Source organism: Oribacterium sp. WCC10 (assembly GCF_900113415.1).
In the GTDB taxonomy this organism is placed as follows: Bacteria; Bacillota; Clostridia; order Lachnospirales; family Lachnospiraceae; genus Oribacterium.
In genome coordinates, this window is record NZ_FOPH01000013.1 from 81,712 (window position 1) to 94,606 (window position 12,895).

The following is a 12,895-nucleotide window of genomic DNA, read 5'->3' on the forward strand; positions in this document are numbered from 1 at the left end:
GTTTATGGCTATTAAGAAAAACGCAGACATCGAAATCAATGAACAGATCAGAGACAAAGAGGTAAGAGTAATTGGAGCAAACGGAGATCAGTTAGGTGTTATGTCCTCCAAGGATGCTTACATGATGGCTAAGGAAGCAGATCTTGACCTTATCAAGATTGCAGCCAATGCAACGCCACCGGTTGTTAAGATTGCCGATTTCGGTAAGTATCGTTATGAGATGATGCGCAAAGAAAAAGAGGCCAAGAAGAACCAGCACGTAACCGAGATCAAAGAGATCCGTATGACACCTAATATCGACACCAATGATCTCAACACAAAGTTATCTGCTGCAAGAAAATTCCTTGAGAAGGGCAATAAAGTAAAGATTGCCCTCAGATTCAGAGGCCGTGAGATGTCACGTATGAATCAGTCCAAGTATATTCTGGACGAGTTTGCAGAGAAGTTAAAGGATATTGCCATCCTTGACAAGCCTGCAAAGATCGAAGGCAGAAATATGGCGATTGTTATAAGTCCTAAAAAGTAAATTCACAGGAGGCTAATATGGCACAGTTAAAGCTTAAGACAAAGAAAGCCGCTGCTAAGCGCTTTAAAGTTACCGGTACTGGTAAGCTCGTAAGAAACAAGGCTTACAAGTCTCACATTCTTACAAAGAAGACAACTAAGCGTAAGAGAGGTCTTCGTAAGGACACTGTTGTTGATGCAACAAACGTAAAGACAATGAAGAAGATTCTTCCATATCTTTAATTTGTAGGCTTTAGAGGAGGAAATTAAAATGAGAATTAAGGGCGGATTAAACGCTAAGAAGAAGCATAATAGAGTACTCAAGCTTGCTAAGGGCTACAGAGGATCTCGTTCAAAGCACTATAGAGTAGCTAAGCAGAGCGTAATGAGAGCTCTCACAGAGTCATACAGAGGACGTAAGGAGAGAAAGAGACAGTTCAGAACTCTTTGGATCGCTCGTATCAACGCTGCAGCAAGACTTAACGGTCTTTCATACAGCAAGTTCATGTTCGGTCTTAAGTCAGCTGGTGTTGACATGAACCGTAAGATGCTTTCAGAGGTAGCTATCGCTGATCCAGAGGGATTTGCAAAGCTTGCTGAGACAGCAAAGGCTCAGATCAACAAGTAATTTTGAGACATTCAATCCCCGGTGTTATTACACTGGGGATTTTTTCATGTTTACATCATTCTTATTAATGTACAGAGTTATTCTTATCTCATTAAGTAGATGTGGTATTCCTATTGAATTCAGCCATGCAGCTTTAACCTGATTAAATGGACATTCATAATCCGGATAGTGAATATTAACTCGGTCATACCATATGCGACATTCCCAAAAAAGCTTACTGGCATGATGCATAAGGTATTTTTCCAGATATGAGACATATGGTATTTTGCTGTTGACGCAAGAATCCTAATATGCTAATATTTAATGGTTCGCGGAGGTGGCGGAACGGCAGACGCGCACGGTTCAGGTCCGTGTGAGGTAACACTCTTGAGGGTTCAAATCCCTTTCTCCGCATTAAAGGCATCGGATTTATCCGATGCCTTTTTTTCAGCTATAATAGTTCAGCCTGGGATTATGTTCTGATTCGAACTTATTTATCCCATTGCTGAGCTTATTCTATTTCTATCAACGAATCACAGATCCTAATAATCCATAGGAAACTATCGACATAATAACAGAAGCAATAATCAGGCCGACACAGATAGCCATCATTGACTTTCTTCGACGCATGTGGAGAAGACCGGCAACAATAGAACCTGTCCATGCACCGGTTCCCGGCAGGGGAATACCGACAAAAAGAACGAGTCCCCAAAAATCATATTTTTCAATTGCGGCCTGATTCTTCTCAACCTTGTTTCTAAGCATCAGCGCAATCTTCTTTGTTGGTCCGAATTTCTCAAGAAGGATCACTATTTTTTCTATAAACAACAACACAAACGGGATTGGCAGAAGATTGCCGATGATGCATATCGTCAAAGCCTTCAGGTATTCAACATTAAGAAAAGAAGCCGCCAATAGTCCGCCTCTAAGTTCCAAAACCGGCATCATGGAGATCACAAACACAATTGCTTCTTTTGAAAGAAGTCCCTTCAGATTTTGAGTTAAAAAATCAACTAAAGTTTCCATTATCCTCCTCATTCAACCGGTCGTTAGTATATATATGGACATTATCCGGCCGGTATCAAATGCTTACATTTTCATTACGCAAGGTGTCATAAAGCTCAAGGTTATCTTCCTTGAATGCCCCCATGAGATGTGCTAAACTTAACTGATAGCTCAATCTCCGGTACTATGTTCTTTTGACACTCTGCTGATTCTAAATGATACATTCATAAGTGTCAAGGAAAGCACATTCTGCTGCTTACCGGATTTGTTCTAAAAGAAAGATGTATATATGATTAATTACGAAGAAGAGATAAATCGTTTTAAACCAAGTCTGGATGTTGACCAGATAGAAGATGCAATAGTAAAAGTAGACCTTACAGATATGAACGACATCATGACAAAGCTTATAGAAGATGCCATCGCAGAGAAGAAGGATACTGAGAAATGAACTATGACGTAACTCTCGCACGTATTGCAAACTGCTATTACAATCTTGGTCTTGAAAGAGCAAAACTGCGCGATTTAAGCGGTGCTGCAGAGCTTTTGAAAAAATCGCTTCAATTCAACAAGTACCAGAAGGATGCCAGAAATCTTTTAGGCCTTATTTTCTTTGAGTGTGGTGAGACTGCAGATGCATTGGTACAGTGGGTCATAAGCATGAACCTGCTTCCGGATGACAACATCGCCGATCACTATCTTGATGAGATTCAACGTAAACCTGCCATACTCCGTATCTGTTCCGACAATGTTCAGCGCTACAATCAGGCACTTAACTATGCTCAGAACAACAACGAAGATCTGGCGATCATGCAGCTCAATCAGGTTATTCAGGACAGTCCCAACTATATAAAGGCGCATATCCTTCTCGCCCTCCTTTACATGAAGCGTGAAAACTGGGTTAAAGCAGGACGCAGCCTTTACAAAGTACTAAAGATCGACAGAAATAATCCAAAGGCACTTGTTCTGATGGATGAAGTAAAGCAAAACACCGGCCGTAAGGAAGTAGAACAGAGCAGACTGAAGAATGCTTTTTCTCACAGAAAGATGACCGATGATGACGTTATAGTACCGCAGGAGGTCAAGGAAATATCTCCGTGGATGGTAGTTGTCAACATACTTATCGGTATCATACTAGCATTATTTATCTTCAATCTTTTAGTACTACCTACCAAGACCAAAGCACTCAATGCCAGCAACAATCAGGAACTTATCTCGTATACAGAGAAACTTGATATGGCAAACAGAGAGTACAGCGACCTGAAAACACAGTACAGTGCTTTGGAAAAACAATACAATGATGCAGCTCAGCAGATACAGCAGTATGAAAATGCCAACGAGTCTTTTATTGGCCAGTTCCGTACACTTACTCAGATTTCCAAGGCATATGAGAGTGGTGACGTAGAACTTGCCGCACAGCTGTATACAGGCGTAGATGCTTCACAGATCACGGATGAGAATCTGCTGTCCCAGTATCAAGAGATAAAACACATCATGGAGACTTCTGTATATCAGAAGCTTGCAAGTGATGCCTATGACATATGGAACGGTGGAAACAAGGATCGTGCCGCAGAGCTATATGCCCTTAGCATCGCACTCCATGAAGACCCGGAAAACATGTATTATCTTGCCAGAATATATAAGACATCGGGACGTGTGGAAGAAGCAAATATTTTATTTGATAAGATCATCGGTTCTTATCCAAGCAGTGATTTTGCAGAAAAAGCAAGAACCGAAAGAGGTTACTGATTAACTACTGATAATTAGTGATTTCCGGATAGAACAGCCGTTAATTACGAGGCCAGATATATGTTAAATGTTGAAAAGATCCGACTCATGACTCAGCTTTCGATATATGAAAAAAAAGAAGGCAAGGGAATCATAGAAACCAGCAAATATTTCAAAGGTGACTATATATCCCGAGGGATTCTTACTGCAGCCATATACTATACATTGTGCTATATACTTATCGCCATCGTATATTGCATAATCAATCTTGAAGAGATATTGCTCAAACTTAACATTCCTTTTATCATGTCCATGCTCCACACCATAGTAGTTATCTATCTTGCGGGGCTTGTACTCATGATATTCTGTGCCTATATACGATACAACCATAGATATGATTCTGCTCACAGAAAGAGTTTATACTACACAGCAAAGCTCGATAAGCTGCTTCGCATGCAGGAAACCGAGAACGGATTTCTTGACATAACAGAAGACGAAGCCGAGTACTACAGGGAAACCGGTGGGAAAATCAGAATTTACGATGATTCAAAAAACACATGGCAGACCATAATGCCTCAGTTTCACACTATCGTAAAATCAGAAGCAGATATTACCTCCGGCAGTAACAAAAACAACGATCTCGACTTTGTTCCTATAAACAATGGTCGCATAAACAGTTCATCCCAGTCCGGATATTTAAAATCTCATCCGGATGCTTACCACGGTTCTTACGAACCGGAAGGCGGATGGCTGGATGATCCTGTTCCTTCCGGAACTCGTGGTGACACTTCCGGGAAAGACATTTCCACTCCTCCTGGAGGATGGCTGGATGAAGACATTTACGATGATGACGGCCTGGATGTTCTGAGCATTCATAAAAAAGACAAATGAAAGGCATGGCGTATAAATGTTACGATTTAAAGAATCTTTGCAGAAATTCTATACAGAAAACGATTTTTGGGCACTGCCTGTTATTAAAGCCGTTATTGCTTTTCTGTGTTTCTTCACAGTAAACAGCCGTGTGGGTTACAGTGACGTTTTGTCTCATCCCGTTGTCTGCTTTGCAGCCTCAGTTCTTTGCTCATTTTTACCATGGACGTGCATACCTGTATTCTTCGGTATGTTTATCCTTGGAAATGCATATGCCGCATCTCTTGATATAACCATCGTTGCCGTAGCTGTCCTGATGCTTGCCGCACTTATACAGTCAGCTTTCCGTGCAGGAAGCTCACTGCTCATCGCTTTGGTACCTTTATTCTTTTATATTCATATACCTTATGTCATTCCGGTCATTGCGGGCCTGACTGTCGGCCTCATGTCGATAGTGCCTGTATCCATAGGTGTTATGCTGTACTATTTCATTGAATACATGTCTACCCAGGCAGCATATACCGCCGCTTCATCCGAAAGCGACATCACCGCCATGGCAACCGCCTATGCCGGACTGTTCGGAAATCTGTTTAAAGACAAAGAAGCTATAGTGGTGATCATAGCATTTGCATTCTGCATCATCATCACATTTATCATCAGCCAGATATCCTTTGACTACAATTGTGTAGTCGCTGTCATTGCGGGAATACTGTCTATGATCATTTCATCAGTGGTGGGCCACATGCATTTTGAACTTTCATTTTCAATCATAGGTATGATGCCTTCACTTATTATTTCATGTCTGATTTCGCTTGCTTATGTTGCGGCATTTCATGCCGTGGATTACCAACGCACAGAACGCCTTCGTTTTGAAGACGATGATTATATTTATTTTGTTAAAGCTATTCCTAAACTGAAGTCAAAAGATGAGGATGAGAATTAATGCCTGAGTTGTTTTCAAAAATGCGGAGCTGGTTCAGCCTGTTGCCGCCATTTTACCAGAATAATATTATGGAGATCATAATCCTGGCAGTTATCGTATACGAATTCCTGCTGTGGATTAAAAACACACGCGCCTTTGAGTTACTCAAAGGTCTTGTTGTTATAGGTGCCTTCATCATAGTCGCATGGTTTTTCAAACTGACCTCTATCATGTGGATCATTGAAAAACTCTCTACCGCTTTTATCATCGCCGCTGTTGTTATCTTCCAGCCGGAGATCAGAAAAGCTCTTGGTCAGCTTGGCAGCCGTAACTTCATAACCAGTCTATTCCCTAATGCCAATGTAGAAGACTCGAGTGTGAACACCATAAACGAGATCGTCAAAGCATCTTTCGAGATGGCAAAGAAGAAGACAGGTGCTCTTATAGTCATTCAACAGGGTCAGTCTCTGAATGATATTGCTGAAACAGGTATCCTTATAAACGGAATCGTTTCCTCGGCACTTCTGATTAATATTTTCGAAAAAAACACACCTCTTCATGATGGAGCAGTAGTTATAGTTGGAGATCGCGTTGTATCCGCAACCTGTTATCTTCCTTTATCAGAAACCGAGATTTCAAAAGACTACGGAACACGTCACAGAGCCGCATTGGGCATTTCAGAAAACTATGATGCCGTGACTGTAGTTGTATCAGAAGAAACAGGTCGTGTTTCAGTAGCCATTAACGGTATTTTGAAACGTGCCATCGATGCAGAATCTCTTCGTGCGATGCTCCCTGTGGCCGAGAGTAATAATGATTCAGATTCAGCCACTCGTTTCCGTTTCCTTCGTGGCAGCAGAAAGGAGAGGGTAAAATGATCAAACGTTTTTTTACCGAAAATCTGTCTCTTAAAGCTGTCAGTCTGATCCTCGCATTTGTTATCTGGATCATGGTTGTCAATGTTTCGAAACCAGAGATAAGTGATACAAAGAATGTCCAATTGGAAGTTCTGAATCAGGATATATTTGAAGAAGATTCAAAAACATGGTCAGTGGATCGTTCAAGTGTAAACATCACCTATAATGTAAGAAGTGATGTTCGTTCTTCTATATCAAGTTCGGATTTTCATGCCTATATAAAACTCTCCGATTTCAGTATCACAGGTTCAGTACCTGTTTACGTTGAAGTTCTGAACGGAAAAGAATCCATAATCGGGGACGTTTCCCCACATCCATCGGTAGTCAGAGTTTCCATCGAGGATGTACAGAAAAAGAAATTCGATATCAAGAAGACAACAGTCGGGGATCCGAAGTCAGGCTATAAGGCAGCCAATATTATGCTAAGTCCGGAGTCCGCTTACATAACAGGTCCGGAGTCCGAGATAGGCCGTATATCATCTGTGGGAGTAGAGATAGACATTGCCAATATCTCATCCAACCAGGATGGTGTAGCAAAGCTCACATATTATGACGCAAATGGCAACACTCTCTCAGGATTACAGGGTGTTTCTGCCAATGTCGACGAGATAAACTATTCTGTGACGGTTCACAAAGAGAAGACCATCAATCTGTTATCATCAGTGACCGGAACACCGGCTGCCGGATATCAGTATGAGTCTACAACTGTATCACCTGACAGCGTAACTCTTGCAGCTGCTCCGGGCGTCATTGACAGTATGACCGTCTTTGAGCTTCCTGAGATCAATCTTAATGATGCGACCGAAAGTCTGAACATCACTTTTAATTTATCTCAGTATCTTCCTGCTGGAGTAGAACTGGGGGATGATCAGGATCCTCAGGTAAACGTTCTGGTGCGTATCGAGAAACTACCTGATACTGGCGGCAATCCACCAAACGGAGGACTGGCACCGGCACCTTTACCGGCACCTACAGAAGGTCCCTCGGGAAACAATTCCTCTCAGGATCAGAAGCATAACGGTGATAACGAAACATCGGAAACTTCTTCCGAATCATCAGCTTCACAAAACGAAACTCAGAACGGGGTGTCCGGAGAAAAAGAATCTTCCGGAGATGATGATTCTGAGCAGTCCAAAGAAACTTCTACTTCAGAGAGTACAAGCAATCAATCATGACCGATTTCAAAAACCTACTTATTTATACAGCAGCCTATCTGATAAGTTTTATCACGGGGAGAGCGGGAATATCCGCTCTTTCCTCTATCTTTCTCATAGGCATTGCTGTATTTTTTTATTTAACCGAATACAAAAAGACCGGAGAAATTCTAAATCTAAGAGGACTCATGGCCCTTGGTCTTTTAGGCGGAGAGGGTATCTCCAGGTTACAACTCAGCCGTTTGTCCACAGAATGGACTATATCTACATGGGCTTCATTTTTCTTTTTTTATTTCATTTTTTATCTAACTTCAGGATTATCTGAAAATATATTGAGAAAAAGGATCCACAAAAAGAAAGAAACCCCTTCCGCTTTTACCCTTGGACTAGCAAAAAGATTTTCTATCACTTTCCTATATAGAATAATCATCCTTTCCATCATTGTTTTATCCTGGAGCGCATTTATATTCGAAGCTATAAAGTTAGGGTTCGTCCCTCTGTTCACAGTGGACACTCCGCATGCATACAGCTACTTCCATCTTAAAGGAATACACTACTTTACAACTCTTGCTATCCTGGTTCCGGGTATATCAATGCTTTATCTTGAATACCGGAAAACAAACGGTCTTCGCCCGGACATCATTTCCATACTTGGCATCATCATGCCACTTGTTATAAGTGTACTTCTGGTTTCCAGATTCCAGTTTATGTTTGCAGCGATACTTGCACTGTTTGTCGCCGGCCTTTCCGGTAGAAAATACAATCTTTGGCAGATATGCCTCATTTTCCTGCTTCTTGTTTCGGTTTACGTCATCATAACCATCGAAAGAGCACACTCAGTAGAGTATCTTAACGGAATATTTGAAATGAAGGATCCAAAAACTCCGATTTTCATCACCCAGCCTTACATGTACATAGCCAACAATTTTGATAATTTTAATGTCATGACAGAAAAGCTGACTGTTCATTCCGGAGGACTCAGGATGCTGTATCCGTTCCTTACATTGACAGGACTTAAGTTCATGAACCCTGATTTCGGAATGGCTTTTCCTCTTTTCACAACGAAAGAGGAGCTTACAACCGTAACTCTTCTGTATGATGCATGGTATGATTTCGGACTGCCGGGCATCATAATCTTCGGAGTGATACTTGGAGTTGTCACCGGCTTTATTCTTTTTGAGCACAAGAACAATTCCAATCCATTCACAAGACTGATATACGCAGAGCTAGCCTTTTATTTTTCCGTATCATTCTTCACAACCTGGTTTTCAAACCCTGCAACCTGGTTTTATCTTGGTTTCAGCGTGTTGTTTTATCAGCTTTATTGACAAAGCAAAATAGCAGAAATATAATTTTAAAAGTAGAATATTTTTTCATACATTTGGAAAAGGGAGATACGCAAATGGAGAAGAATGTAAAAACAATGGAAGTCAAGGATGAAGCCCTTAGGCAGTCCTTTGCCGAGATCAAAAAAGAAGTAAAGAAGGCCGAAGCTTCTGAAAAGAAAGAGGCTCCTGTCAAGAAAGCCACTGCAAAAACTGTAGAGAAGCCTGTTACAGAAAAGGCCGCTGTAAAGGATACTGCAGCTAAGGCTCCTGTTGAGAAGCCTGTTGCAGAAAAGACTGCTCCTGCAGAAAAGAAGGAAGCATCTAAACCTGCAGCAAAGAAGACAGCTGCAAAGAAGACAGAGACCAAGCCGGCCAAGAAGCCAGCAGCAGAGAAGGCTCCTGTTGAGAAGAAGGAATCCCCTGTAGAAAAGAAGAGTATAGTAAAAGAAGAAGTTTCAACCTTTGTGACATTACAGCTTAACGGTCAGGATTATGAGCCTGCAAAGATTCAGGATCAGGCCATAGCCGCTGCAAAGAACATCAAGGCTGATGTTGAAAAGGTTGATGTATATATCAATGTTGCAGAGTCAGCAGCTTATTTCACAGTAGATGGTGTAGGAAGCGCAGACTACCGAATCGACCTTTAATTTGTACATGTTATTGAGAAACGGTACGCTTATGTGTACCGTTTTTTTATTAGGAGATTATTTATGCCCGTTACATTACCAAAAGAATTTCTGGACCGCATGAGATTGCAGATTCCTGATCCTCAGGAATTTGAAGCATTCATCCAAAGTTACGATGAAGCTCCCGTCAGAGGGTTACGTTTAAATCTGAAAAAGCTTCTCGAAAATGAACTCCATCCATCTGAGAATAATATCACCTATGACAGACTGGTGGCGGAATGGAATCTCATTCCATTAAAGGATGCCAGCTTTGCTGTATATAACGGAAAGAAATATTTCCGCGAGTTCTATATGGACGAAGAAATGCTTAATAAAAAGGGCATACGTCCCGGAAGACATCCATACCACGAGGCCGGTCTTTACTATATTCAGGGAACTGAAGCCATGCAGGCAGTAACCCATCTCGACATACGTCCTTTTGACAGAGTAGCAGATCTTTGTGCCAGCCCGGGAGGAAAGTCCACACAGGCCGCAGATATGCTTTCACTGGATGCGGGTGGATTCCTTATCTCCAACGAATACGTTGCTCTCAGAGCAAAAACATTAAGTTCAAACATCGAAAGAATGGGTATACGAAATGCTGCTGTCCTTAATGAAGACACCGGAAAGCTTGCACAGTTCTTTCCTGAATATTTCACAAGAATAATCGTAGATGCGCCTTGCTCCGGCGAAGGCATGTTCAGAAAAGATGAAACCGCTGTTACTGAGTGGTCTCCCGAAAATGTCTCTCTGTGTGCCGCCCGTCAGAAGGAGATTGTCTCCAATGCCTGCCGCATGCTCGCTCCCGGAGGAAAGCTATGTTACTCCACATGTACCTTTGAAAAAGAGGAAGATGAAGATATACGTGATTTCATTCTTGAAAACCACAGCGATATGAAACTTATATTCGAAAAAAGAGTATGGCCTCACAAAGAGAAGGGAGAAGGACACTATATCTCAGTATTTATAAAGGATGGATTGGATCCTTTTGAAAAGGAACTTGAGAAATACGGGGCCGTGATAAGCGCTCCCGAAGGAAGCATCAACACTCAGGATCTTAAGGAAACCAAAGTAAAGGATCAGATATATCTCGTGCCAAAGGTTCTGCCGGATTTACGAGGATTAAAGTTTTTCCGTACAGGTATACTGAAAGCTACAGATCTCACCAGGCGAATCGAACCCGAACACTCACTTACTCACGCCATGAGCATCCATGATGATAAGGAACTGAAGCACTTTGATTTTACCGTATGTGATTATTCATCCGGTGATCCCAGAACAGAGCAATACCTGAAAGGTCTTCAGATACCCGCACCGCAAGATATAAGTGGCAAAGGCTGGTGCGTAGTATCCTGTGACGGTGTGGCACTGGGTCTCGGCAAACTCGTCAACAGTCAGATAAAAAACCATTACCCTAAGGGCCTGCGATTTAATTGATTGAATATATCAGTGTTTCCCTAAATAAAGAATACCGGAATCGACTGTCCTGTCTTAAATACTTAGCCAAAAGGCCAGGAATATAAGTATACCTTTTAGCTGATAGCCCATATAGCAAAAAACTATTGTTTATATGGCATAACTTACATAAAGCACGAAATAATGTGGTTTATGAATGGATATTTTAACGATAAAATATTGTCATTTTTTTAACATGGCTTATAAAATATCGTAAATTTATATTGAAATGCACATATGTTTCGTATACAATATATTCGACATAAACCGGGGCAAATTATGCCCCTTGTTTATATATGAAATGGAGGATAAAACATGGATAATCAGTCAACATCATCAGCTCTGACAAGAATACAGTCACTGCTCGATGAGTTCAGCTTCGTTGAAGTTGGTCGTCTTGTTGAGGCAAGATCTACAGATTTCAACCTTGCTGAGAAGAAAGCACCATCCGATGGTGTAGTAACCGGCTATGGAACTATCGACGGTAACCTTGTGTATGTATATGCACAGGATTCTGCAGTTCTCGGCGGTTCGATCGGAGAGATGCATGCCAGAAAAATTGCCAACATTTACTCAATGGCAATGAAGAATCAGGCTCCTGTGATCGCTCTTGTAGATTGCTCAGGCGTAAGACTTGAGGAGGCAAATGATGCCTTATTCGGTCTTGGACGTATTTATAAGAAGCAGACACTTGCAAGCGGACAGATTCCTCAGATTACAGCCATTTTCGGAAACTGCGGCGGCGGACTTACCGTTCTTGCAGGTCTTTCCGATTATGTTCTCATGGAGAACACTACAGCAAAGGCATATGTAAATGCTCCTGATGCTGTAATTGGCAACAAGGACGACGAGATCGCCAAGGCTGCAAAGCGTGAAGAGTTTGGACTCGTTGATTTCGATGGCACAGAAGAAGAGATTTTCGCTCAGATTCGTAAGTTAGTTGCTGTATTACCTGGAAATAATGAAGACGGTGGAGTTCTTGATGAGACAACAGACGATCTCAATCGTGCTGTTCTTTCATTCGACACACTTGATGCTGATGAAGCTGTTAAGCAGCTTGCAGACAACGGTATCTTCCTTGAAACAAAGAAGGGATACTCAAGTGATGTTGTAACAGGTTTCGCTCAGATTGGCGGCGAGACAGTTGCCATCGTTGCAAATAAGAAGCAGAAGCTCACATGGAAGGGTGCTGACAAGGCTGCAAGACTTGTGTCATTTGCCAACGCTTTCGATCTTCCTGTAGTTTCAGTTGTAGACGTGACCGGATACTGCAACTGTGAGTGCACAGAGAAGCATATGCCTACAGCAGCTGCAAAGCTTGCTTATGCATACAGCAATGCTGATGTACCTGTTATCACAGTTGTTAAGAATGCACTTGGTACAGCAGGTCTTACATTTGGTGCCAAGGCTCTCGGTGCAGATATTGTTTATGCATACAACACATCAAAAATCGGTGTTATGGATGCTGACAAGGCTGCAAAGGTTGTAGCTGACGGTGATGCTGAGCTTGCAAAGGAATTTGCCGAGAAGAACACTGCACTTGCAGCAGCAAAGAGAGGTTATGTAGACGAGATCATCGCTCCTGAGGAGACAAGACAGAGAATTGCTGCTTCCCTTCAGATGCTTGGTTGGAAGAGTGTTTACAGACCGGACAAGAAGAACGGAACAGTTTGATGAGAGGAGACAGAATGAAACAGTGGTTTAGAAAAGCTGCTCTCTGTTTAGCTCTTGTATTTTCCGTTA

At 41.9% G+C, this 12,895-nt stretch carries 14 protein-coding genes and 1 tRNA gene; 14 read left to right on the forward strand and 1 reads right to left on the reverse strand.

The features are described from left to right. Positions 1 to 4 precede the first annotated feature (4 nt). From infC to BM294_RS10385, 4 genes are all read left to right on the forward strand, one after another. Entirely contained in the window at positions 5 to 526 is a 522-nt protein-coding gene (gene infC / locus BM294_RS10365) for a translation initiation factor IF-3 (protein ID WP_091207868.1), read from the forward strand. Between the two features lie 17 nt (positions 527 to 543). After that, entirely contained in the window at positions 544 to 747 is a 204-nt protein-coding gene (gene rpmI / locus BM294_RS10370) for a 50S ribosomal protein L35 (RefSeq protein WP_078037972.1), read from the forward strand. 28 nt (positions 748 to 775) lie between these two features. Next, on the forward strand, positions 776 to 1,132 hold the full coding sequence (gene rplT / locus BM294_RS10375) for a 50S ribosomal protein L20 (protein WP_091207871.1): 357 nt from the start codon (positions 776 to 778) through the stop codon (positions 1,130 to 1,132). 310 nt (positions 1,133 to 1,442) lie between these two features. Next, a tRNA-Leu gene (locus BM294_RS10385) sits at positions 1,443 to 1,525 on the forward strand. A gap of 111 nt (positions 1,526 to 1,636) precedes the next feature. Here the strand turns inward: BM294_RS10385 and BM294_RS10390 are convergent. Beyond that, complete coding sequence (locus tag BM294_RS10390) at positions 1,637 to 2,137, reverse strand: COG2426 family protein (RefSeq protein WP_091207877.1); 501 nt, start codon at positions 2,135 to 2,137, stop codon at positions 1,637 to 1,639. A gap of 268 nt (positions 2,138 to 2,405) precedes the next feature. On the opposite strand from BM294_RS10390, the gene BM294_RS15910 reads away from it, so the two are divergent. The 10 genes from BM294_RS15910 (at position 2,406) to BM294_RS10435 (ending at position 12,826) form a co-directional block, all read left to right on the forward strand. Further along, positions 2,406 to 2,564 carry a hypothetical protein gene (locus BM294_RS15910; RefSeq protein ID WP_175494632.1) on the forward strand — a complete coding sequence of 53 codons (159 nt, stop codon included), beginning with the start codon at positions 2,406 to 2,408 and terminating at the stop codon, positions 2,562 to 2,564. Then, positions 2,561 to 3,862: a tetratricopeptide repeat protein gene (locus BM294_RS10395; protein WP_091207879.1), complete on the forward strand. Its 1,302-nt coding sequence runs from the start codon at positions 2,561 to 2,563 to the stop codon at positions 3,860 to 3,862. Before BM294_RS15910 ends, BM294_RS10395 begins: the two co-directional genes overlap by 4 nt. A 60-nt stretch (positions 3,863 to 3,922) precedes the next feature. Then, positions 3,923 to 4,732 (forward strand): hypothetical protein, encoded by an 810-nt coding sequence (locus BM294_RS10400; RefSeq protein ID WP_091207882.1) that lies wholly within the window; start codon positions 3,923 to 3,925, stop codon positions 4,730 to 4,732. A gap of 16 nt (positions 4,733 to 4,748) precedes the next feature. Beyond that, positions 4,749 to 5,654: a hypothetical protein gene (locus BM294_RS10405; protein ID WP_091207885.1), complete on the forward strand. Its 906-nt coding sequence runs from the start codon at positions 4,749 to 4,751 to the stop codon at positions 5,652 to 5,654. After that, positions 5,654 to 6,511: a diadenylate cyclase CdaA gene (cdaA, locus tag BM294_RS10410; protein ID WP_091207887.1), complete on the forward strand. Its 858-nt coding sequence runs from the start codon at positions 5,654 to 5,656 to the stop codon at positions 6,509 to 6,511. The genes BM294_RS10405 and cdaA overlap by 1 nt, the downstream gene beginning before the upstream one ends. Then, positions 6,508 to 7,725 (forward strand): CdaR family protein, encoded by a 1,218-nt coding sequence (locus tag BM294_RS10415; RefSeq protein ID WP_091207890.1) that lies wholly within the window; start codon positions 6,508 to 6,510, stop codon positions 7,723 to 7,725. The genes cdaA and BM294_RS10415 overlap by 4 nt, the downstream gene beginning before the upstream one ends. Before the next feature lie 167 nt (positions 7,726 to 7,892). Then, positions 7,893 to 9,032 carry an O-antigen polymerase gene (locus BM294_RS10420; RefSeq protein WP_175494633.1) on the forward strand — a complete coding sequence of 380 codons (1,140 nt, stop codon included), beginning with the start codon at positions 7,893 to 7,895 and terminating at the stop codon, positions 9,030 to 9,032. Positions 9,033 to 9,106: 74 nt separating this feature from the next. Further along, complete coding sequence (locus BM294_RS16310; RefSeq protein WP_091207896.1) at positions 9,107 to 9,679, forward strand: DUF6465 family protein; 573 nt, start codon at positions 9,107 to 9,109, stop codon at positions 9,677 to 9,679. Positions 9,680 to 9,742: 63 nt separating this feature from the next. Then, complete coding sequence (locus tag BM294_RS10430; protein WP_091207899.1) at positions 9,743 to 11,134, forward strand: RsmF rRNA methyltransferase first C-terminal domain-containing protein; 1,392 nt, start codon at positions 9,743 to 9,745, stop codon at positions 11,132 to 11,134. Positions 11,135 to 11,467: 333 nt separating this feature from the next. After that, entirely contained in the window at positions 11,468 to 12,826 is a 1,359-nt protein-coding gene (locus BM294_RS10435; protein WP_091207902.1) for a carboxyl transferase domain-containing protein, read from the forward strand. Positions 12,827 to 12,895 lie beyond the last annotated feature (69 nt).